Annotated in this window: 24 protein-coding genes; 15 read left to right on the top strand and 9 right to left on the bottom strand. The window is 32.9% G+C overall.

The window, feature by feature from the left end; genetic code table 11:
• Positions 1–7: 7 nt before the first annotated feature.
• Both IE051_RS02035 and IE051_RS02030 read right to left on the bottom strand, forming a co-directional pair.
• Positions 8–553: a hypothetical protein gene (locus tag IE051_RS02035; protein WP_189358986.1), complete on the bottom strand. Its 546-nt coding sequence runs from the start codon at positions 551–553 to the stop codon at positions 8–10.
• A complete protein-coding gene (locus tag IE051_RS02030) occupies positions 553–1095 on the bottom strand; it encodes an RNA polymerase sigma factor (RefSeq protein WP_229796697.1) in 543 nt (180 codons plus the stop codon). Before IE051_RS02030 ends, IE051_RS02035 begins: the two co-directional genes overlap by 1 nt.
• A gap of 444 nt (positions 1096–1539) precedes the next feature.
• Between IE051_RS02030 and IE051_RS02025 the strand changes: the two genes are divergently transcribed.
• The 7 genes from IE051_RS02025 (at position 1540) to IE051_RS01995 (ending at position 7544) form a co-directional block, all read left to right on the top strand.
• The gene (locus IE051_RS02025; protein WP_189358984.1) at positions 1540–2640 is read left to right on the top strand and encodes a Re/Si-specific NAD(P)(+) transhydrogenase subunit alpha; all 1101 of its coding nucleotides are present in this window, start codon (positions 1540–1542) and stop codon (positions 2638–2640) included.
• Positions 2641–2648: 8 nt separating this feature from the next.
• A complete protein-coding gene (locus tag IE051_RS02020) occupies positions 2649–2957 on the top strand; it encodes an NAD(P) transhydrogenase subunit alpha part 2 (RefSeq protein ID WP_189358982.1) in 309 nt (102 codons plus the stop codon).
• Positions 2957–4336 (top strand): NAD(P)(+) transhydrogenase (Re/Si-specific) subunit beta, encoded by a 1380-nt coding sequence (locus IE051_RS02015; RefSeq protein WP_189358980.1) that lies wholly within the window; start codon positions 2957–2959, stop codon positions 4334–4336. Before IE051_RS02020 ends, IE051_RS02015 begins: the two co-directional genes overlap by 1 nt.
• A gap of 31 nt (positions 4337–4367) precedes the next feature.
• Positions 4368–5417 (top strand): glycosyltransferase family 9 protein, encoded by a 1050-nt coding sequence (locus IE051_RS02010; protein WP_189358977.1) that lies wholly within the window; start codon positions 4368–4370, stop codon positions 5415–5417.
• A gap of 130 nt (positions 5418–5547) precedes the next feature.
• Positions 5548–6015 (top strand): DUF4251 domain-containing protein, encoded by a 468-nt coding sequence (locus IE051_RS02005; RefSeq protein WP_189358975.1) that lies wholly within the window; start codon positions 5548–5550, stop codon positions 6013–6015.
• Positions 6016–6238: 223 nt separating this feature from the next.
• Positions 6239–6841 (top strand): hypothetical protein, encoded by a 603-nt coding sequence (locus tag IE051_RS02000; RefSeq protein ID WP_189358973.1) that lies wholly within the window; start codon positions 6239–6241, stop codon positions 6839–6841.
• Between the two features lie 115 nt (positions 6842–6956).
• Complete coding sequence (locus IE051_RS01995; protein ID WP_189358971.1) at positions 6957–7544, top strand: DUF6134 family protein; 588 nt, start codon at positions 6957–6959, stop codon at positions 7542–7544.
• 268 nt (positions 7545–7812) lie between these two features.
• Here the strand turns inward: IE051_RS01995 and IE051_RS01990 are convergent, their stop codons facing one another.
• From IE051_RS01990 to IE051_RS01980, 3 genes are all read right to left on the bottom strand, one after another.
• Positions 7813–8658 (bottom strand): glycosyltransferase, encoded by an 846-nt coding sequence (locus IE051_RS01990; RefSeq protein ID WP_189358969.1) that lies wholly within the window; start codon positions 8656–8658, stop codon positions 7813–7815.
• Positions 8659–8722: 64 nt separating this feature from the next.
• Positions 8723–9463: an acyl-CoA desaturase gene (locus IE051_RS01985; RefSeq protein ID WP_189358967.1), complete on the bottom strand. Its 741-nt coding sequence runs from the start codon at positions 9461–9463 to the stop codon at positions 8723–8725.
• 61 nt (positions 9464–9524) lie between these two features.
• The gene (locus IE051_RS01980; protein WP_189358965.1) at positions 9525–10142 is read right to left on the bottom strand and encodes a Crp/Fnr family transcriptional regulator; all 618 of its coding nucleotides are present in this window, start codon (positions 10140–10142) and stop codon (positions 9525–9527) included.
• A 135-nt stretch (positions 10143–10277) separates the two neighbouring features.
• Here IE051_RS01980 and IE051_RS01975 point away from each other — a divergent pair, with 135 nt between their 5' ends.
• The 3 genes from IE051_RS01975 (at position 10278) to IE051_RS01965 (ending at position 13310) form a co-directional block, all read left to right on the top strand.
• On the top strand, positions 10278–10526 hold the full coding sequence (locus IE051_RS01975; RefSeq protein WP_229796696.1) for a cold-shock protein: 249 nt from the start codon (positions 10278–10280) through the stop codon (positions 10524–10526).
• Positions 10527–10664: 138 nt separating this feature from the next.
• Entirely contained in the window at positions 10665–11993 is a 1329-nt protein-coding gene (locus tag IE051_RS01970; RefSeq protein WP_189358963.1) for a DEAD/DEAH box helicase, read from the top strand.
• Positions 11994–11996: 3 nt separating this feature from the next.
• Positions 11997–13310 carry a DEAD/DEAH box helicase gene (locus IE051_RS01965; protein WP_189358961.1) on the top strand — a complete coding sequence of 438 codons (1314 nt, stop codon included), beginning with the start codon at positions 11997–11999 and terminating at the stop codon, positions 13308–13310.
• Positions 13311–13431: 121 nt separating this feature from the next.
• Here the strand turns inward: IE051_RS01965 and IE051_RS01960 are convergent, their stop codons facing one another.
• The 3 genes from IE051_RS01960 to IE051_RS01950 form a co-directional block, all read right to left on the bottom strand.
• The gene (locus IE051_RS01960) at positions 13432–14109 is read right to left on the bottom strand and encodes a type 1 glutamine amidotransferase domain-containing protein (RefSeq protein WP_189358959.1); all 678 of its coding nucleotides are present in this window, start codon (positions 14107–14109) and stop codon (positions 13432–13434) included.
• A gap of 66 nt (positions 14110–14175) precedes the next feature.
• Positions 14176–14808 carry an NAD(P)H-dependent oxidoreductase gene (locus IE051_RS01955; protein ID WP_189358957.1) on the bottom strand — a complete coding sequence of 211 codons (633 nt, stop codon included), beginning with the start codon at positions 14806–14808 and terminating at the stop codon, positions 14176–14178.
• A gap of 213 nt (positions 14809–15021) precedes the next feature.
• Positions 15022–15600: a TetR/AcrR family transcriptional regulator gene (locus IE051_RS01950; RefSeq protein ID WP_189358955.1), complete on the bottom strand. Its 579-nt coding sequence runs from the start codon at positions 15598–15600 to the stop codon at positions 15022–15024.
• 236 nt (positions 15601–15836) lie between these two features.
• On the opposite strand from IE051_RS01950, the gene IE051_RS01945 reads away from it, so the two are divergent.
• Together IE051_RS01945 and IE051_RS01940 are read left to right on the top strand one after the other, a co-directional pair.
• Positions 15837–16523: a lipid-binding SYLF domain-containing protein gene (locus IE051_RS01945; protein WP_189358953.1), complete on the top strand. Its 687-nt coding sequence runs from the start codon at positions 15837–15839 to the stop codon at positions 16521–16523.
• Positions 16524–16887: 364 nt separating this feature from the next.
• On the top strand, positions 16888–18027 hold the full coding sequence (locus IE051_RS01940; protein ID WP_189358951.1) for an endonuclease/exonuclease/phosphatase family protein: 1140 nt from the start codon (positions 16888–16890) through the stop codon (positions 18025–18027).
• Here IE051_RS01940 and IE051_RS01935 read toward each other — a convergent pair.
• The gene (locus tag IE051_RS01935; protein ID WP_189358949.1) at positions 18008–18376 is read right to left on the bottom strand and encodes a winged helix-turn-helix transcriptional regulator; all 369 of its coding nucleotides are present in this window, start codon (positions 18374–18376) and stop codon (positions 18008–18010) included. The genes IE051_RS01940 and IE051_RS01935 overlap by 20 nt on opposite strands.
• Before the next feature lie 221 nt (positions 18377–18597).
• Here IE051_RS01935 and IE051_RS01930 point away from each other — a divergent pair, with 221 nt between their 5' ends.
• From IE051_RS01930 to IE051_RS01920, 3 genes are read left to right on the top strand one after another with little or no spacing between them, the layout of a single operon-like run.
• Positions 18598–19584 (top strand): zinc-dependent alcohol dehydrogenase family protein, encoded by a 987-nt coding sequence (locus tag IE051_RS01930; RefSeq protein WP_189358947.1) that lies wholly within the window; start codon positions 18598–18600, stop codon positions 19582–19584.
• Positions 19585–19586: 2 nt separating this feature from the next.
• Positions 19587–20561, top strand: coding sequence for an LLM class oxidoreductase (locus IE051_RS01925; RefSeq protein WP_189358945.1), 975 nt, complete (start codon positions 19587–19589; stop codon positions 20559–20561).
• The gene (locus IE051_RS01920) at positions 20554–21366 is read left to right on the top strand and encodes an SDR family NAD(P)-dependent oxidoreductase (RefSeq protein ID WP_189358943.1); all 813 of its coding nucleotides are present in this window, start codon (positions 20554–20556) and stop codon (positions 21364–21366) included. The genes IE051_RS01925 and IE051_RS01920 overlap by 8 nt, the downstream gene beginning before the upstream one ends.

Raw genomic sequence — 21366 nt, 5'->3', positions numbered from 1 at the left:
TATTTTTTTATAAAATGTATACATCTTCATCATTTGTTATTTTAGAACTATTAATTTGCTTTAATAAGTTCTCTATTAATTCAATTCGCTTTTTGTAATTAATGACAATAGCTTCTAGAACGCGTTCATTGTCAATATTTTTCTTTAACTCCTCTATTAGTAAATCATATTCATTATCAAGGTCATCCATGAAGGATAAAAAATCCTTTTTTTGACTCGCGGTTAATTTGGGGGTGTTATTAATCAATTTTACTTGATAGGCTACTAATCCATTATAATGCGAATCTATATCCTGTAATTCTTGAGATATGAATTGGTTCTCATGAGAATTAGAGTTAGTAATCATATGATTGGCCAAAGTAAATACGCCTAAAGCTAATAATATAGAGGCAGCTACTTTAAAAACTGTTCTGTTCCATAACCTTATAACTTTTCTTTTTGGAGCTTGTTTTTCTAATCCAGACTCAATATTTGCCCAAAGCTTATCTTTGTTGGCCTTATGGACATCAAATGCACCTTTGTTCTCTTTTATATATTTTTCAAACTTGTCCATTATGACGCTTTTATTAGGTTTATTAATTTTTTCTTAGCTCGATGATACTGCGATTTGGAAGTAGAAGTAGAAATATCTAATATTTCAGAAATCTCAACATGATCATATCCCTCAACCAAATACAGGTTTATTATTTGCTGATACCCAGCAGGCAATAATGCTATACTTTTAATAATTTTTTTTATATCTAAAATTGATGTGTCCTCATCTTCAATATCAGTTTTTATATGATACATTTCTTTTTCAATCGAGACTACTGGTATTTTCTTCTTTTTTAATTGGTTAATACTCTTATTAACTACGATCCGTTTTAACCAGGACCCGAATGTACTTTCGTATCTAAAAGAGGCCATATTATTAAAAGCCTCAATAAAACTATCTTGTACTACATCCTCAGCATCTTCTTTCACTTTCATCATACGCATGCAAACATTATACATGGCATCCACGTACAGTTCATACAATTTATACTGCGAGACTCTATCACCCAACTTGCTTTTCTCTACAAGGTCTTTATGTGTGTATAAAATATTGGTTTCCAATTACAATTCGCTAGCTTTAAATTGTTTTAAAAATAGTTTTATTATTTCAGTTACTATTATAGACAAGAAAAAATATAAAGGGTTGCATTTAAAAAAAAATAATAGGAAAAAATGATACATATAATTAATTAGGAGTATAAAGATTACTTTAATCGGACTCGTCAATACGTAAAAAATCTTATATCATTTTGTGAATTATTTATTTCAAAGCTTTTCTTAAAAATCAGAGAGTATTTTACAAATACAGGATTATATACTTTATCTATTCTAAGAACACTAGAATTATACAGTATCAGATTGAAGTATTTTCCTTTTTATTAATTAATTGATATTTTCTATTCAATGAATTTAATCGATTACATTAATATCCGCAAAAGTATTTTTACAGACATTTTTTAAGAGGCTTTTAAATATATTTGATGACTTAATACAGAACCAACTAACATGAAAATAGGGATTCTTAAAGAAACTCGAAAAGGGGAAAAACGAGTTTCACTATCACCAATAATAGCAAAACAATTTATATCTAAAGGTTTTGAGGTTTTTATTGAAGAAGATGCTGGTTTAAACTCATCTTATAAAAACTCTGATTTCAAAAACATCGGCGCCGCTATAGAAAAAAGGGGAGTGGTTTTTAAAGAATCGGACATTCTCTTGAAGATAAATCCTTTTGATGAGGATGATTTAAAATTGGTTAATAAAGGACAAGTTCTTATAAGTCAGCTTTATCACAAATCTAATACAAAACTTATTGAAGCCATCGCTTCAAAAAATGCTACCGCGTTTTCTTTAGATGCTATGCCTAGAATTTCGAGGGCTCAGGATATGGATGTTTTGAGTTCACAAAATAATCTTGCGGGGTATAAAGCGGTGATTTTGGGGGCTTATGAAATGACTAAAATATTTCCGTTAATGATGACAGCTGCCGGAACTATTACACCTTCCAAGGTTCTAGTTTATGGCGTTGGTGTAGCTGGACTTCAGGCTATTGCAACAGCAAAGCGTTTGGGGGCTGTAGTTGAGGCAACAGACATTCGTTCTGAAACTAAAGAACAAACTGAATCTCTGGGCGCTAAATTTATTTCCGTAAAAAATGAAGGAGAGGAATCTCAAGGAGGTTATGCTAAAGAAGCCTCTGATGGTTATGCGGAAAGACAAAAAGCAGCCGTTAACAAGTCACTCTTTCAAGCAGATTTGGTAGTTACTACTGCTAATATTCCCGGGAGAAAAGCGCCCATTTTAATCACGGAAGATCAAGTCTTACAAATGAAGAATGGTGCTGTAATAATTGATTTAGCTGCTGCTCAGGGAGGAAATTGTGAAGTGAGTAAACTAAATAAAACAGTTATAAAAAATGGAGTTAAAGTCATTGGAACAACTATAGCTCCGGAAAGTGTTTCTACAAATGCTAGTGAACTATTCGCTAAAAATATCTTCAATTTTATAATTCATCTTACTAAAGATGGGGTTTTTCAATGGGATTTAGAAGAGGAAATTACAGATGAAACCCTTATTGTCAAGGATGGTATAATCAGAAAAAAATAGTCAGACTTATGAATCAATTATTAGAGTTTATTAAAGATAATATTCAAATCACATACATTCTTATCCTTTCAATTTTTGTCGGTGTAGAGGTAATAAAAAGTATTCCAGCAGTACTACATACGCCATTAATGTCTGGAGCCAACGCCCTTAGTGGTGTTGTTATTGTTGGTGCTATTTTAGTGATGCTACATTCAGATCCAAACGATTTTATCGCGTTAACCTTAGGTTTTTTAGCGGTTGTATTAGGTATATTAAATGTTGTCGGTGGTTTTGCCGTGACACATAGAATGTTACAAATGTTTAAAAAGAAGAAATAATGAGTGTTTTATTAAGTGTTATATATCTAATAGCCACAGTAACTTTTGTTCTTGGTTTAAATAAACTAGGTCATCCAGAAACAGCAAAAAAAGGTAATCTGATTGCCGCATTTGGAATGGGACTAGCTATAATTGGAACGGTTTTTATTCATGATTTAGAAGTGCCTACAATCATTTATGTTTTAATAGGTGCCGCTATTGCAATAGGTTCAATAATAGGGTGGCTTATTGCTGTAAAAGTTGAAATGACTAAAATGCCTGAATTGGTATCCCTTTTTAATGGTTTTGGAGGAGCTAGTGCTACCTTAATTGGCTTAGTCGAGTTCAGTAAAAATGTAGACAATACGATGCAGGCTACCACTATAGTTTCCGGTATAATTATTGGCGGGATAACTTTTTCAGGAAGTTTAATCGCTTGGGGAAAACTAAATGGATCATTAAAAAGTGTTATAAAACTGCCACAGCATAATGTTATAAATAACCTATTCTTTATTGCTGTTATTGCTTTAGCTATTTTTATGATTTCAACTGGAGTTTATAACCCTATATTACTTTATGGTTTATTAATTGGAGGTTTAGTTTATGGTATCTTGTTTGTTCTACCTATAGGAGGTGCAGATATGCCAGTGGTCATATCATTATTGAATTCTTTAACTGGAATTGCCGCGGCGATTACTGGTATATTATATAATAATATGGTTATGCTAGTTGGTGGTATTTTGGTTGGTTCGGCTGGTATAATCCTAACTATTGCGATGTGTAAGGCTATGAATCGAACTTTAACTTCTGTTATTTTTGGCTCATTTACGGCAAGTAAAGATATATCTGGTACTAATAAGACACTTGGTTCTATTAAAAATGCTACGGCAAGTGATACGGCAATAATGATGAATTATGCTTCAAATGTAGTCATTGTTCCAGGTTATGGCTTAGCGGTTGCTCAGGCGCAGCATGTAATTCATGAATTGGAGGAAATTCTTACTGGAAAAGGAGTAAATGTTAAATATGCAATTCACCCTGTTGCTGGGCGAATGCCAGGACATATGAATGTGCTCTTGGCCGAATCAAATGTAGATTATAGTATTCTAGTAGAAATGGAAGATATTAACCCTCATTTTAATAATACTGATGTGGTATTGGTTGTTGGAGCCAATGATGTGGTTAATCCAGCAGCACATAACGATGCAAGTAGTCCAATATATGGTATGCCAATTTTAGATGTGGAAAATGCCAAGCACATTGTTGTAAACAAGCGAAGTATGAACGCTGGCTATGCTGGAATTGAAAATGAGTTATTCTATAATTCAAAAACATCAATGCTTTTTGGAGATGCAAAAGCCGCATTGACAGAATTAGTTGGAGAGTTGAAAAATATGTAATTTTGCAGCACTTTACATAAAATCGATTTTAATGTCATTCAAATCCCGTATTAATCATATTAGAAGAACTGTTATATGGAACCTAGCAAAAGGAGTTGGTAATTCTTATACTGAACCAGCTTATGGGTCTTGTGATGTTTTAAAAGTTAAAAAAGTACTGATTATAAGACCAAATCATAGATTAGGAAATCAATTACTTTTAACACCACTTGTGCAAGAAGTGATCGATGTATTTCCAAACTGTGAAATTGATTTATTTGTAAAAGGAGGGGTGGCACATCCTGTTTTTGAAAATTACAAAGAAGTTGTCAATGTAATAAAGCTACCAAAAAGACCATGGAGTCATATTGTCAAGTATATTAGTTCATGGGCGTCAATCAAGCAACGGAAATATGATTTTGTAATAAATGGGGATAGAACCTCGTCATCGGGTCGATTACTAACTCAAATAGCAAAAGCTGATTTTAAAATTTTTGGTGAAGTTGACGATTCCGAATTTAAACATCTTGATGGTTATCAACATATCTCTATATACCCGGTATATAATTTAAGATTATATTTAAAAAACTTAGGAGTTAACATTCAGGTAGAAAACAAGGTGCCGGTATTGGACGTAAAATTAAATGACCAAGAAATAGCAAAAGGAAAACAAGTATTGAATGGTGTAGTACCTGGAGATAAGGAAACCATTTGTATTTATACCAATGCTACAGGAGATAAATGTTATTCTGAAGAATGGTGGGGCACTTTTTATGAAAGGCTTTTAAAAGAATACCCAGACTATAATATTATTGAAATGTTACCAATAGAGAATATTTCAAAAATTAATTTTAAATCTCCAAATTTTTACAGTCAGGATATAAGGGAAATGGCTGCAATAATTCGAAATACCAGTGTCTTTATAGCTGCCGATAATGGGGTTATGCACTTAGCTAGTGCGTCATTAGCCCCTACAGTAGGTTTCTTTTCTGTGACTAATATGGAAATGTATAAACCCTATGGTTCTAAAAACATAGGATTACAAACTAATAAGACAAATATAGATTATTGGATTACAGCAATTGATAACATCCTTAAGTAACAGTAAAGAGTTTTATTATTCTTTGATTTAATTGGTAATTGTATTACCTTATACTGTGATGAAAAAATTGATAATTATTTTAATGGTTTGCGGGATTACTCATATTGCGTGTAAATCATCTAAACCTGTCATGACTGAAGCAGAAATGAATGCTTTTAATCTATTAATTGAAAAAAGAGCATATCGAATAGAATCTGATATGGCTTATCCTCAGGTTACTGCAGCACTTCAGAGCGTAATGAATTCTGGTTTGATGCCACCAGGAAGTAATACAAATGCAATTAGTTTGATAGGTAACCCTAATTTTTTGGAAATCAAAGAAGACAGTATATCATCATTTCTTCCTTATTTTGGTGAACGACAAATGCAAGTAGGATATGGTACGGATGATAGTGCAATTCAATTTGATGGTCTTGTTGAAAACTACAAAGCTGAGTTAAGTAAAAAAAATACGTATGATGTGTCGTTTGAAGCGAAGAGCAAATCCGAAAAATTCAATGTAAATATTATTATATTCTCCAATTCAAAAGCCGATATCGCCATAAGTGGTGGTTCTAGACTAGCCATAAGGTATTCAGGTAAAATTGTATCTCCTTAAATTTTTGATTTAGTATTGGGTTCACAGATAATTGTGCTTTGCTGAAATCCATACACTTGTTTGGCCTTTTAATGTGCTCATTACCATTAGCAAAGGTATTTTGCCGATGAATTTTGCAAACCTTGTCATTTCGACGTTTTATTTCTTGCGTTCATGCGGTTTATAGTAATGGCAACTATCTAATGCTTTAATTTCGACCCAGCTTAACCAACTAAAAATCAACATGAGACCATTTATAGTTTTATTTTACATCGGATTAATTTTATCTTCTACTACTAAAATTTCGGCTCAAGAAATTGCATTTAAGTCTAGTACAAAAAATCCATTTTATGATTATTCAGAAAGTGTATTATCTAATGTGGCTACTATACCTGACTATGATAGTAAATTAGAAAAATTAAAAATTACAGGAACAATATACCAAAGTGATGGCGTAACACCTGCAAAGGATGTTATACTATATATTGAACAACCCAATGAAGACGGTAGTTATGAAATTGTAAAGACAGGTTCTAAGCGACATGTTCAGCATAGAGCATGGGTTAAAACAAATGAAAATGGAGAATACACCTTTTTCACTTTTGTTCCTGGTAAACGTTTGTCTTCTCGCAAATTGAAACATATTCATCCAATAATTAAGGCCCCTAATGAAAGGGAATATGATTTGCCAGTATATCTTTTTGATGATGACCCTAAATTATCTAAAATATGTCGTAAGCGTATGAAAAAACAAGGGGTAGATTGTATTCTTACACTTGAGAAGGAGAATGATATTTTAGTAGCTAAGAAAGATATAATACTAAACCAAAAAGAAAAAAATATTTAAGGAATATAGATTCTTGAAGCTTTAAAGACTCCTTTTAAGGAGTCTTTTTTGTTTTCTAAAGATTAATAAATGAATACTCTTGTATTTTTATATATTTAAGGAAATAAAAAAATATATGAGAAAACTAATAATACTGTATTTGTTTTTATTATGTTGTACGGTTTCGTCTCAAACTCAGTTTCATAGTTTTAACGTTATTCATCGCGGTAACCTGTTGGGGACTCTAGAAGCATCTAAAACCACAAATGAAGGAGAAATTAATTATCAAAGTCATACTGAAATTGAATTTAACTTATTAATAGAAGTTCCTCTGGTTTATAACTATAATGTAACTTTTATTGATGGTCTTTTAAAAGATGCTAAGGCGCATATAACATTAAGGGGAAAGGATAAAACAAAAGTAAGGACTGTTAAAGAAGATAATAGATATTGGTTTTATTCAAATGAAAAATTAAAAAAAGAAATTTATACGCCTATTAATAATAGTGTCATTCAACTTGTGTTGGAGGAACCTATAAATGTTAGGACGATATATGCTGAAGAGCATGGTGATTTTCATAACCTTGAGAAAATAGGGGAGCACATCTATTTAAAAATAGCACCAAACGGAAGTGAAAGCAAATACTATTACAAAAATGGTTTGCTACAAAAGTCGGAGGTAGATACCGGAATTATTAAATTTACAATAGTGAGAAGGGAATAAAAAATTGACACATACTTTTAATTTATTTAGTTTAAAGGTAACAGTTTCATTCCTATTGAGTGATCGCTTTTGAAAATGGTTAAAATAGATAATCTTTAAGGTAAATATGTTGTTTTTTTATCGAGCTCTTTGAGTTAATTTTATAACGTAATTGAATGAAACATAAAGTAATTGATTTTTTAAATCGCTAAAAAGAAACATTCACTAATTTACATCAAAAGCCCTCAAATATTGAGGGCTTTTTGTTTAAATAAAATATTTATAAAGTCTATTTTTTTGTATAAAAACCTAAAGATCGCTTAAGGTTTTTAGAACTAAATTTCCAATAAGAAGACAAGAAATTAATTTTGCTTTCAAAGCCCCATTTGGTAACCGGAATTGCGTTTTCTTTTATATAATGCTCTTGTGCTTTTGATATTTTAAAGGATTCAAAAAAATCTTCTATGTTCACATGACCGTATCCTGTAAACTCATTGACCTTGTTTTCAGCATGAATTACAGACGACCAAATTTTTACGTCTCTTACTTGTAACACATTTTTCTCTTTTTTCCAATTTCTATGTGAACGGTCTCTAATGGTTTTGGGGTTAACATTTCTTTCAAAAAGTGAAATAAAAGGATTGTATTGATGCAGTTTCTTGCCCACTTTTATATTAGATTGTGTTTGGATGGTATATCCATCAACAAAATCTAAGGCCATAAACTCTTGTTTATCAAATTTTTTTTGAATTTCTTCTATAAAGTGCTTGCTAATACAATCATCATTATCAATTCCTGTTGTAATAATAAAATCTTCATCAAAATCTTTAACGTAGTCTTGAACAGCAGGAAGGTATAGGTCCATGCCGTCAATATATATCGGTTTAAAATTGGGGAATTCCTTGGCTAAATTCGATACTATTGTTCGAAATTCTTCTTTGGTAGATGTATCAAAAAAGACAATCCAGTCAAAATTAGTATTAGTTTGAGCAACAACACTGGGAAAACAATAATCAGTAAATAGCTTAAATCTATTTCTATGCCATTCATCGGTAAGCACATCTTTGTTGTTCTTATTCGTTTTCCAGTCTGATTTTTTTAGATTAAATCTAGTAACTAAGAAGTGCTTGAACATATATTGTTAAATTATAATACTTAAGATATGCTAATATATATAATTATATGAAGAATTTGTTCTACTATTTTTTTACTGTTTGGTGTTTCAATTGAATTATACCAAAGTAGTTTAAAACCTTTATTATCATATAGGTTAAATCAATTTCATACCATTTTACACCAAAATTAGCACGATTTGCAAATTTATGATGGTTATTGTGGTAGCCTTCGCCCATCATCAAAAAATCAAACCGAAATAAATTTTTACTCGTGTTATTCATTTTATAATTAACATAACCATAAATATGACCAAACCAATTAATTATTACACCATGAATTGGCGCCATTAGGAAGGTAATAGGTAATAGCAACCATTGCCACCAAGCCGTTGTAAAAAAGACAAAAAACAAAACATACAAAGAAATCCAAAGTAATCTGGAAAAACGTGAACTGGCAAAAGCATCAAATGTTTTCCATTGCGGAACATTTTTGGTAAAACGTGGGTCTACGTCAATACGTTGTTTATTGATGTCTTGATAAATAGTTTTGGTCTTCCACATCATAGCAAAAACATTAGCATCATAAGAAGGGGAGTGTGGATCCTTATCCGTGTCTGTATAGGCGTGGTGCATGCGGTGCATGATACCATATCCGTAAGCACTTAAATAACTAGAACCTTGAAAAATCCAGGTCAAAATAAATGTAATGCGCTCCATGGTTTTAGACATGATAAACACCTGATGAGCAGCATAACGATGTAAAAAGAAGGATTGGAAAAACAGGCCACCATACCAAAGGACTAAAACAAAAATAACTATGGTCATAATTTTTTTTGCAAAGATAATTTGCACTCCTTTGCTAAACAATGAACCTAAATCAATAAAATTACAAACGTTTTCTAATTCTGCTCAATGCTTGTGCCGTTATGCCAATATATGAACTTACGTATTTTAAAGGAATCACCTTAAGAAGTTCAGGGCGTTCTTTAAACAATTTCATATAGCGCTCTTCAGCCGTAAGATTTAATAGATTCTGTTCACGGCTAGATTTTAATAAAAAAAGACGTTCAGCTGTCAATCTACCAATAAGGTTTCCTATTTGGGTGGTTCTGTAAACGGCCTGCAAGTCATCATAAGTAATGCTTAAAATAGTAGTTTCTGTAAGTGCTTGTAATTGATACGCTGATGGCGTTTGTGTTAAGAAGGAATCATATGCACTTACAAACTGGTTCTCAAAACTAAAACCAAATGTAATTTCTTTTTCTGGGTTATCTTTAGGGATATATAGACGTACCACACCAGACTCAATAAAGGAAATGTGATTTTCTATAGCATCAAGTTCTAAAAATATGGTTTTCTTAGGAATGATACGGCGTTGTAATTTAGAGGTGAAAAACGCCCAATCTGTTTGAGAAATATGGGCAATTTCCTCTAAATGACCTTTTAGCTGTTGTAGGTTTTCCAATTCTATGCGTTTACTGGGTAAAGATAAGGATTCAAACATTTATGAAAATGAAATTAATAAAGTAACTGCTATAATTCCTAGTGTTTTTTTATTAACTCTTTTTTTTAACTTACTTTTGTGGCCTTGTTAATTTGAAGTAATAGCTACCATTAAGTTAGCCTTGTAAAAACAGAAATGATGATTAAGAATTTTATTAATAAATTATTTAACCTGAATAATGAATCCGATTTAAAAGAAGGTACGGTTAAGTTTTTTAACTATAAAAAAGGCTACGGATTTATTATTGTTGAAGATTCTGGGGAGGAGATATTTGTGCACACTAAAAATCTAATTGATAAAATTAGAGAAAAAAAGCGTGTTTCTTTTAATATAGAAAAGAGTTCTAAAGGCCCAGTTGCCACCAATGTACGTGTCATTAAATAGAAACTAGTAAACTCTAGATACACCTGTTTTAATTGCGCTTTGTTTTTTTAAAAAAGTCTACTTACCATTTAGGGGGTAATACGAGTTATATAGGTTATTCCAACGTTTGTATCATTACCTTTGTAAAAAAGCATTTTTATGTCAAAAGGTTTTTCCGATTTAGGAGTTATTAAAAAAATACAACAAAGTTTAGCAGAATTAAATTATCTTAATCCTACAGAGATACAAGAGAAAACAATTCCAATTGTTTTAAATCAAAAGGAGGATGTTGTTGCTTTAGCTAAGACGGGTACAGGTAAAACAGCTGCTTTTGGCTTACCTTTATTGCAGTTAATTAATGAAACTAATTCTAATTTACAGGGGCTTATATTGGTTCCTACCAGAGAATTAGCTCGGCAGATTTATGATAACTTAATGGTATTTGCCGCTAATATGCCAGAGGTTTCCATAGCTGTCGTATACGGAGGCACTCCTTTAAAACAACAAATTGAACGTCTAAAATCAACAGCGCACATTGTAGTGGCAACGCCAGGGCGTTTAGTAGATTTGATGAAGCGCGAAGCAATTAATATTAATACCGTGCAATATCTAGTGCTAGATGAGGCTGATGAAATGATTAGTGCCTTAAAAGCAGAGGTTGATTTGATTATTAGTGGAATTCCAAAATCTAAGAGAACTTTTTTATTTACAGCTACCATATCAGGAAATATTAAACAACTGGTACATAATTATATGTCTAAGGATGTTGTGAAAATTGAAGCTGATATGGCTTCGTCTGGGCATCAAGGCATAGATCATCAATTTGTGGTTGTTGAGCCCATAGAAAAATTAGAAATATTGCTTCATTTTTTAAATTCAAAAGAAGGGGCTCGAGGTATTATATTTTGTAAAACTAAAGCTGCGGTAAATAAATTAGCAAAAAAATTAGCTATAAATAAGTTCTCTTCTGGTGCTATTCACGGAAGTTTATCACAAGGCATCAGAGATCGAATTATGGAACAATTTAGAGCGGGATATATCAATATTCTGGTAACCACCGATTTGGCAGCTCGAGGTATTGATGTCAAAGAACTGGCTTACGTTGTTAATTACCATTTGCCTGATACTTATGACGCCTATGTTCATAGAAGTGGCCGTACGGCACGGGCAGGAGGAAAAGGCCTTTCTTTAAGTATCATTCAAAAAGAAGAAATTGAGGATATTCCAGAATTTGAGGAAGAATTAGGTATTACTTTTAGCGAATTTGTTAAGGCAGATGCACAAAGTATTGCCGAGAATAATGCATTGGTATGGGCAAGGAAAATCTTTAAAACAAAACCTAACCGGGAAGTTTCAGAAGCGTTTAAATCAAAAATAAAGACTATTTTTCATCACGCCACAAAAGAGGAATTAGTTGATAAGATACTCGCCAACTACCTCGCTGAAACGGCTGATAAGTCTACAACGAAAGAGGTCTCAAAAAGATAAACTATGGCAAGTAGTGTTAAAAATCAACAGGATATTCTCACTAAATTAAATATTCATGAACTGAATCCCATGCAGGAGGAAGCAATTTCAGTAATTGAAAACAAAACGAATACTGTTATATTATCGCCCACAGGAACAGGTAAAACATTAGCTTTTTCATTACCATTGTTGAGAGAACTGGATCCTACTTCCAAAGAAGTTCAAGCCCTAATTATAGTGCCTACGCGGGAATTAGCAATTCAAATTGAGCAAGTTATACGGAGTATGGGCTCAGGTTTTAAAGTAAATGCTGTTTATGGAGGCAGACCTATATCAAAAGACAAAATTGAAATAAAACATAATCCCGCAATTTTAATTGGTACACCTGGAAGACTATTAGATCATTTTGACCAAGAGCGATTTTCTAAAACGGCCATTAAGACACTAATTTTAGATGAATTCGATAAGTCCTTAGAAGACGGTTTTGAAGAAGAAATGAAGGCCATAATCAGTCAATTAAATAATTTAAATAAACGTGTGTTAACATCGGCAACCCAAGGAGTTAAAATACCAGAGTTTGTAAAGTTAAACCAGCCTACAATTATTAATTATCTTAAAGAATCACAACGGTCTAATTTGGATATTAAAACAGTAATTTCTCCAGATAAGAACATGTTACACACCTTGATTGATTTATTGCAGCATATAGGGAATGAACCCGGTATTATTTTTTGCAACTTACGAGATAGCATCAATGAAGTAAGCCGTTTTTTAAAGCGTAAAAACATAAATCACGCCTGTTTTTCGGGAGGTATGGAACAAAAGGATAGAGAACGTGCACTAATTAAATTTAGAAATGGATCTTGCCAAATATTAGTAGCAACAGATTTAGCCGCACGTGGTATTGATATTCCGGAATTGCAATATATCATTCATTACGAATTGCCTATACACAAGGAAGAGTTTATACATAGAAATGGTCGAACAGCTAGAATGCATGCAAATGGAACTGCTTATGTATTGAAAAGGAAAGGTCGATTGTTACCGGATTTCATTCAAGAGACAGAAGGGATTAATATTTCTAAAAAGGCCAATTTTAAACTGCAATATTGGCAAACTTTGTTTATTTCAGGGGGGAGGAAAGACAAAATTTCAAAAGGCGATATAGCCGGTTTGTTTTTAAAAAAAGGCCAAATAAGCAAGGAAGAGTTAGGTTCTATAGAATTAAAGCAAGATTGTGCTTTTGTTGCTATACCCTTAAAGAAGGCGGAGGACTTAATTCAAAAATTGAATAATACCCGGTTAAAAAAGAAGAAAGTACGAGTTACAAAACTATAAGAAGCATGTATTAAAAAAAGCCCATCAATCTTGATGGGCTTTTTTTGTTATAAATTATTGCGCCAGTAATGACGTATATGCCTTAAGACTCAACATCAAATTACTGGTTATCTCAAAAGTATTATTTTAAACTTTCTAATAACTTTTGAGCAACCAATTTAGATGAAGCAGGGTTTTGCCCTGTGATTAGATTGCCATCCTGAACAGCATAAGCGGCCCAGTCTTCTTTTCTACTAAATTCGCCACCATTGGCCTGTAGCATATCTTCGACTAGAAAAGGAACAACATCTGTTAATTGTACAGCAGCCTCTTCACTATTTGTAAATCCAGTTACTTTTTTACCTTTTACTAAGGCGTCACCTTTTGAATCTTTAACTTGTTTTAGTGCAGCTGGAGCATGACATACAAAAGCTATAGGTTTATCCTGATTATTGAATGTTTCTATTAATGAAATTGACGTTTTATCGTTTGCCAGGTCCCATAAAGGGCCATGACCACCTGGATAAAAAACAGCATCAAAGTCATTAGCATTAATTTTAGATAATGTTTTAGTTTGAGCTATGTTGTTTTGTGCATCCGCATCATTGTTGAAACGCACAGTGTCTGCGGTTGCGGCATCTGGAGAGTCACTACTAGGATCTATTGGTGCAGCACCACCTTTAGGTGTTGCTATGGTAATTTTAGCGCCTTTATCCAATAAAGTATAATATGGGTTGGCAAACTCTTCAACCCAAAACCCTGTTTTTCTTCCTGTATTCCCAAGCTTATTGTGGGAAGTTAATACAAATAATATGTTCATGTTTTTATTTTTATTGTTGTTAAATACTTTTCCAGCCCAAATCTAGAGGCCAATTATTAGATGATTCTATTCAATAACAGAGACTAAATCTTCCATAGGTTTTCTAACCTTAGTTAGATTTACTAGCCAGTCTTCTTTTTCTTCTCTGTAACCTATTGGTAAAAGCACGGCACTGCGCAAACCTTTTTGTCGCAGTTCTAATATTTCATCTACAGCTGCAGGATCAAAGCCTTCTAATGGGGTCGCATCAACGCCTTGAAAAGCTGCTGCAATTATGGCCTGTGAGAAAGCTATATAGGCTTGTTTGGCTGCATGATTAAAGTTTTCCTCCGTATCTTTTTGTGGATAAGAATTGAGCAACATTTGACGGTAATTTTCCCAACCTTCGTTCTTAAATCCACGGATTTCATTCGTTAAATCAAACATATAATTTATACGTTCTGCAGTATAAGTGTCCCAAGCAGCAAAAACAAGCAGATGCGAGCAGTCAGAAATCACAGATTGATTCCAAGCAACCGGTTTTATTTTTTCTTTTAGGTCTTGATTTTTAATCACTATTATTTCAAATGGCTGTAAACCACTTGAAGTTGGAGCCAAACGGGCTGCTTCTAAAATGTTATTTATTTTGTCTTCAGATACTTTTTCACCGTTCATGGCCTTTGCGGCGTAACGCCAATTTAATTTTTCTAATAATTCCATAATTTTAATTTTTATTTATTCATTACAATTTTTTTTATGTCTTTAATATAGTATTTGTTCTGTATAATTAATATAGCTAGTAACGCTTCTCATAGTAATTGGTATGGCTGCAATCTGCTATAGGAATGCGGTAAACTGCAGGTCTAAGATTTCTTTATTAGTTTTGAATAGACAGCCAGTTGTTCCAATATTAAGTGCTTGTTTTATGCTGTGTCAAACTCTAATACTACTCCAAGCCGCGTCAAAGGCTTCTTCAATATGTTTTTTGTTAAGTTGAAATACACCACGTTCTTGATTTATCATTAAAAAAGATAAAGGCGCTATGGTATAGGCGTATAGTAGGTAGTCAGATAACGGCTTTATGATGCCTTGCATTTTGCCTCGTTCCCATAACTCCAATAAAGGTTCTAAGTGTTTAATGCCTTCCTGTCTACTTGGCTCATCAATTATAGGTGAATTATCACATTGCACTAAAAACATGGCATCCTCGCATTCCTTAAGTTTAAATTCAGCTATTCGCTTCCATACTATCTCAAACCCCTGTTTTATAGGCATTGTTTTGGAATAAGTGGCAAATGCAAAATCGGTATATTTTTCTTTTACCTCTAAATATGTTTTGTTCACTAAATCTTGTTTGTTTTCAAAATATAAATAGATGGTTGCTGGTGAAACATTTGCCATTTTTGCAATTTTACTCATTGGGGTATTATGAAAACCATTATTATTAACTAGGGTTATAGTTGCCTTTATAAGCGCATTACGTTTGTCTAGTTTTTTTTGAAGTTTCTCCATTTTATTTATAAATCAAATCAAAATTACTAAAAAATGAACGTTCATTCTTTTTTTTAACAAAATTTTAGATTCGCTTAAGATGTTCTAGGATACTATCAAGAATTAATTAGATAATTACGCCTAAGTTCTTGAAATACAATATGTGCATAGCAAGAAATCTTCGTTGTTCTTTGACAAAAAAGCCCTATATTTAAGCTGTAATTGAAATTTAATATTTACTTTAATCCTAATTTATTATGAAAATTTTAAAAGGCCTTTTTGCCATTTTGCTTTTTTGTGCGTTAATCATTTCCTGTAAAGATTCAAAAAAAGAAGAACAAAGCGAAGCTGTTAGCGAATCAGTTGAAGAGATTTCAGAGGTTCAAGCTGAAGAAGTAGTTCAAGAAGAAGTAGAGGAAGTGGAGGTAGAGGAAGTCGAAATAGTTGAAGACACTGGTTTCAGCTATACCGTTAACTATCCTAAAGACGGTGAGCTGGCCGCAGAGGTTGATGCCACCATTAGAAAACTTATAAGCGATCACCCAAGTTTAGAATCAGAGTTTGAAAAGGCTTACGGTTATGCTGTTTTTCCTCAAATTACAAAGGCTGGTTTAGGCGTTGGTGGTGCTGGAGGTAAAGGATTGGTTTTTGAAAATGATCAAGTTATTGGAGGAACCAAATTAATGCAAGCTACTTTGGGGCTTCAGGCAGGTGCACAACAGTATTCACAAGTGATGTTTTTTGAAAATAAAGCAGCGTTAGATAATTTTACTAATGGTAAATTTAAATTTTCTTCAGAAGCTTCTGCTGTTGCATTAAAATCTGGCGTGTCTGCTAATATGGTCTACAATGATGGTATTGCTGCGGTGGTTGAGAGTGAAAAAGGAGCTATGGCTGAAGCCTCATTAGGTACGCAAAAATTTAAATTTGATGGAGATATGTAATTAGTTGCCATATGTTTCATTAAAGAACAAAAACGGGAATCTCTTGAGGTTCCTTTTTTTGTTTTTACTTCTCTCGTTTTTTAATGTAATAGGCTATTCCATTAATTAATAAGTGCCATGTATTTATTCAGAAGTACATTAGCGCGTATTTTTTCTAATTATACAAGGGAATACGACTTAAGTAAAACCACATATTTATAGGAATATGTGCATTTTAAAAAAAAATATAAACTATAAAACTTGATATTTTTTTCTACATTTACCTAATCCTTAAGTAGTTCGAAGTTTCTAATGCGTCATTTTAATAGCTCTATTTTATTTGTATATGGGTGAAATCATCTGTATGATTAACTAAAAAATAAAAATGATGTGGTACAATGATTTAAGACCAGATAGTGAACTATTAAATGACAGGTATGCCTTAGTAATGTTAGATTCAGAAGACAATTACAAGCGTCTATTATCTGAAGATGTTAAAAAGCGTACCTTATTTAATCTAATGCGATTGAGAAATGGCATTATGGATAAAATTCCAAGAAAGACGGTAGATTCTAACCTGTTACTCTGCAGCTGGAATATAAAGAACTTTGGTTCTTTAAAAAATAGGACAGCTGAATCATTGTATTATATAGCGGAAATAATCAATAGCTTTGACATTGTAGCCCTGCAAGAGATTAATAGAGATTTAGATGATTTTAGAAAAGTACTACGCGTTTTAGGAAGTCATTGGAAATATACTATTACTGATGTTACGGAAGGCAATCATGGAAATAATGAACGTTTTGGTTTTCTTTATGATTCACGCCGTATAAATCAGTCCGGATTATCCGGCGAAATTGTCATTCCTCCAGAATTAGCGAATAGCAATTCAGGTATTAGTCAATTAAAGAGAACACCAATATTTACTGGTTTTGAAAGCGGATGGAGAAAATTCTCAATTTTAAGTGTTCACTTGCATCCAGGAGATGGAACGGCCAATAAAGCCATTAGGAAAGAGGAAGTGCGCCTACTTATGGGCATTGTTAAAAACAAAATAAATGCACTGCCCTATGAAGATAGAAATATGATTATTCTTGGGGATACTAATTTGTATGATGATGATGGAGATATAGTAAAACAAATTACGGATACCGGTTTTAAAGAACGTAATGGCCTAACAGGCGAATTCACCAATACCAGTTTAAATCAAATATATGATCGGATATTCCTAAATGTGGATGACTATTTTAAAATTGCTAAAGACACCAATGGTATAGAACGGGGAGGTGTATTTAATTTGTTTGATTATGTGTATAAAAATATACCTGAAGAGCTATCCCAATATCATGATCTCATGCTTTTACACAAAGAAAATCCAAACACATTGACTAGTAATTCCAAATTCGAAAAATATTTTAATGCCTATTGGAAACGCAATCAAATGAGTGATCATTTACCTGTTTGGATAGAAATACAAACGGAAAGTAGTGATGAGTTTCTAAAAATTAAATTTGATAAGTTTTAGTTTTAACTTGAGACCTATTTTCTTTATTCTCAACCACTGCAACACCCCAATCTGCTATAGATTGTATCAACGGAATTAGCGTTTTTCCAAAATCGGTTAATGAATACTCAACTTTTAAAGGTGGTTTTGATGTATATACCTTTCGCCTAATTATTCCATCTTCCTCTAAATGCTTTAATTGTAAACTTAAAGTACGCTCAGTAACAGTAGGCATTTCTTTTCTTAATTCATTATAGCGAAGCGTTCTATCCAATAAATGATATAAAATCACGGTCTTCCATTTTCCTCCAATGATACCCATAGTCAAACTAGCGCAACACGGGTATTCTTTTCCTTTAAACTTATACATGTTTTGAAAGATAATTTCTTCAAATATAAGCTACTATACTTAGTTATACAACTATAAATTTTATAGTAAAAATATACATATTTAAAACACTGTAATTAAGTAAGTTGAAATCTCATGTCTATACTATACTTTTTGACCGTTATTGTATTATTAGGAATCTATGTATACTTTTGGTACTATAAAAATGATAGTATAAAATTTTCATTAAAAAAACTATAATTATGAAAGCAATGATTCTTAATACATACGGTGAAGATGCCGAATTTGAAGTGACTGAAATTTCTATGCCAGTATTGAAAAATGGAGAGGTATTAATTAAAATAGCAGCTTCGAGTGTGAACACAGTGGATACCATGATAAGAAAAATGGGGAAGGACTTACCGTTATCTCCAGAAACTCCAGCGCTTTTAGGGATGGATGTTGCCGGTACTATTGAAGCCATTGCAGATGATGTTACAGCCTTTAGCGTTGGCGATGAGGTTTATGGTTGTGTTGGTGGGCTAGCAGATTTACCCGGAACTCTAGCAGAATATGTAGCCGCCGATAGTAAATTAATTGCAAAAAAGGCAAAAAATATTAGTATGAAGGAAGCTGCGGCTTTACCATTAGTTGGTATTACAGCCTATGAAGGTTTAAAACGTGCAGGGGTGACTTCAGGTCAAAAAATATTAGTACATGGTGGCTCAGGTGGCGTAGGTCATATAGCATTACAATTAGCGAATTATTATGGCGCCGATGTTTACTCTACAGGTGGGGGCGATAAACAACTGGCACTTATTGAAAAACTAGGAGCTTCAGCCATTAATTATAAAACAGAAACTGTTGAAGCCTATATACAAAAATATACTAGTGGTGATGGGTTTGATGTAGTTTATGACTCAGTTGGAGGGGCTAACCTTATAAACTCGTTTAATGCTGCCGCTCTAAATGGACAAATTGCTACTACAGTATCCTTATGCGAATTAGATCTCTCATTAGCTCATTTTAAGGGGTTATCTTTGCATGTGGTATTTATGCTTATTCCAATGTTACATAATTATAAGCGTGAAACTCATGGCGAAATTCTTAAAAATATTACTGAAATAATTGAAGAAGGTGGATTAACCCCAATTCTTGATGATCAACAATTTGCTTTAGAAGACGTGGGTAAAGCACACGCCAGATTGGAAAGTGGACTAGGAATGGGTAAGGTTGTAATGGAATACTAAAGATGCAATTCGAAAAGATTAATAAAGCGTATAACAGGGTTTTTCAACAAAACGCTTTAAGTCTTGGTGTCGTGGTTCCAATTGAAAGTTATACCAGTGGTCCTATACCAACTATGGAAACTCATTTAGAACGCGTTAAAAAAGTAGAACGTTTAGGTTTTAAATCAATTTGGCTGAGGGATATACCATTTAATGTACCAAATTTTGGTGATGCTGGTCAAACCTATGATCCATTTACTTATTTAGGCTTTCTTGCTGGACAAACTTCTGTAATAGCTTTGGGTGTTTCTAGTATAGCTCTGCCGCTGCACCATCCTTTGCATGTGGCAAAATCAGCTGCCACAATAGATCAATTGTCACAAGGCAGATTATTGTTAGGGGTTGCCTCAGGTGACAGATTTGATGAATACCCAGCTATGGGTATTGATTATGAATCAAGAGGTGCATTATTTAGAGATTCTTTTCATTATATTAGGAATCTTCATGATGCCTACCCAACCATTGCAAAAAACAACTACGGACAGTTAAAAGGTAATATCGATATGTTGCCAAAATCAACATCGCATAAAATTCCATTGCTTATGACGGGTAGTAGCAGGCAAACTTTAGAATGGAACGTTAACCATGCTGATGGTTGGATGAATTACCCACGTGATCTTTATAATCAAAACAATACAATAAGACAGTATAGAGAGTTAATTGCTAAAACGCAAAAGTATGATAAACCTTTTATGCAACCCATGTATTTAGATTTACAAGAAGAAGATGATTATAGGCCACAGCCTATTCAATTAGGGTATAGATTAGGAGTCAACTATTTAGTTGATTATTTAGACAAACTAAGAAGTATTGGTGTTAATCATTTAGCATTGAACTTACGCTTTAACGCCTTGAATATAGACGAAACCTTAGAGCGTATTGCAGAAAAAGTTTTACCAGAATTTCATTCCAACAAGAAAATAAGGCATCATGAATAAAACAATATTAATTACCGGAAGTACCGATGGCATTGGGAAGTTAACAGCATTAAAACTGGCTCAAGACGGACACACTATTTTTATACATGGAAGAAATGCATCCAAAGTAAATGCCGTGGTTACAGAAATTAAGAACAAATCAAAAAACAGTAATATAATAGGTCTGGTTGCCGATTTTTCAAATTTAGAGACCGTATTAAAAATGGCTAATGAAGTCAAAGAAAAATGTTCTAAATTAGATATATTAATTAACAATGCTGGAGTTTTTAAATCCACAGAAAATCTTGGGTACCATGGTTTTGATATCAGGTTTGTTGTTAATTATTTAGCCCCCTTTATATTAACAAAAGCCCTAATACCGGTATTACTGAAAGGATATAATACACGTATAATAAATTTGAGCTCAGCCGCACAGACTAGCGTTTCAGATGCAACACTGGCAGGTAACAGTATTCATGATGCCAGTACAAGCTACGCTCAAAGTAAGTTAGCTATAACCATGTGGAGCTTTTATTTAGCAAAACAAGAACCCAGTATTACTGTTATTGCTGTTAATCCGGGGTCCCTATTAAATACTAAAATGGCTAATGAAGCCTATGGACAACATTGGTCTCCTGCTGAAAAAGGGGTGAATATTTTATATGACCTTGCCATCCAAAAAGAACATGCGTCAGATTCAGGTAAGTATTTTGATAATGATAGAGGTGTTTTTGCTAAGGCACATCCAGATGCATATAATAAGGACAAAATTGAAGCGCTCATAACGATCACAAATAATATCTATGATGACGTTGTAAATGCTTAA

This window comes from Algibacter mikhailovii (genome assembly GCF_014651495.1).
Classification (GTDB): Bacteria; Bacteroidota; Bacteroidia; order Flavobacteriales; family Flavobacteriaceae; genus Algibacter_E; species Algibacter_E mikhailovii.
This window is presented reverse-complemented; position numbering and strand designations above follow the sequence as displayed.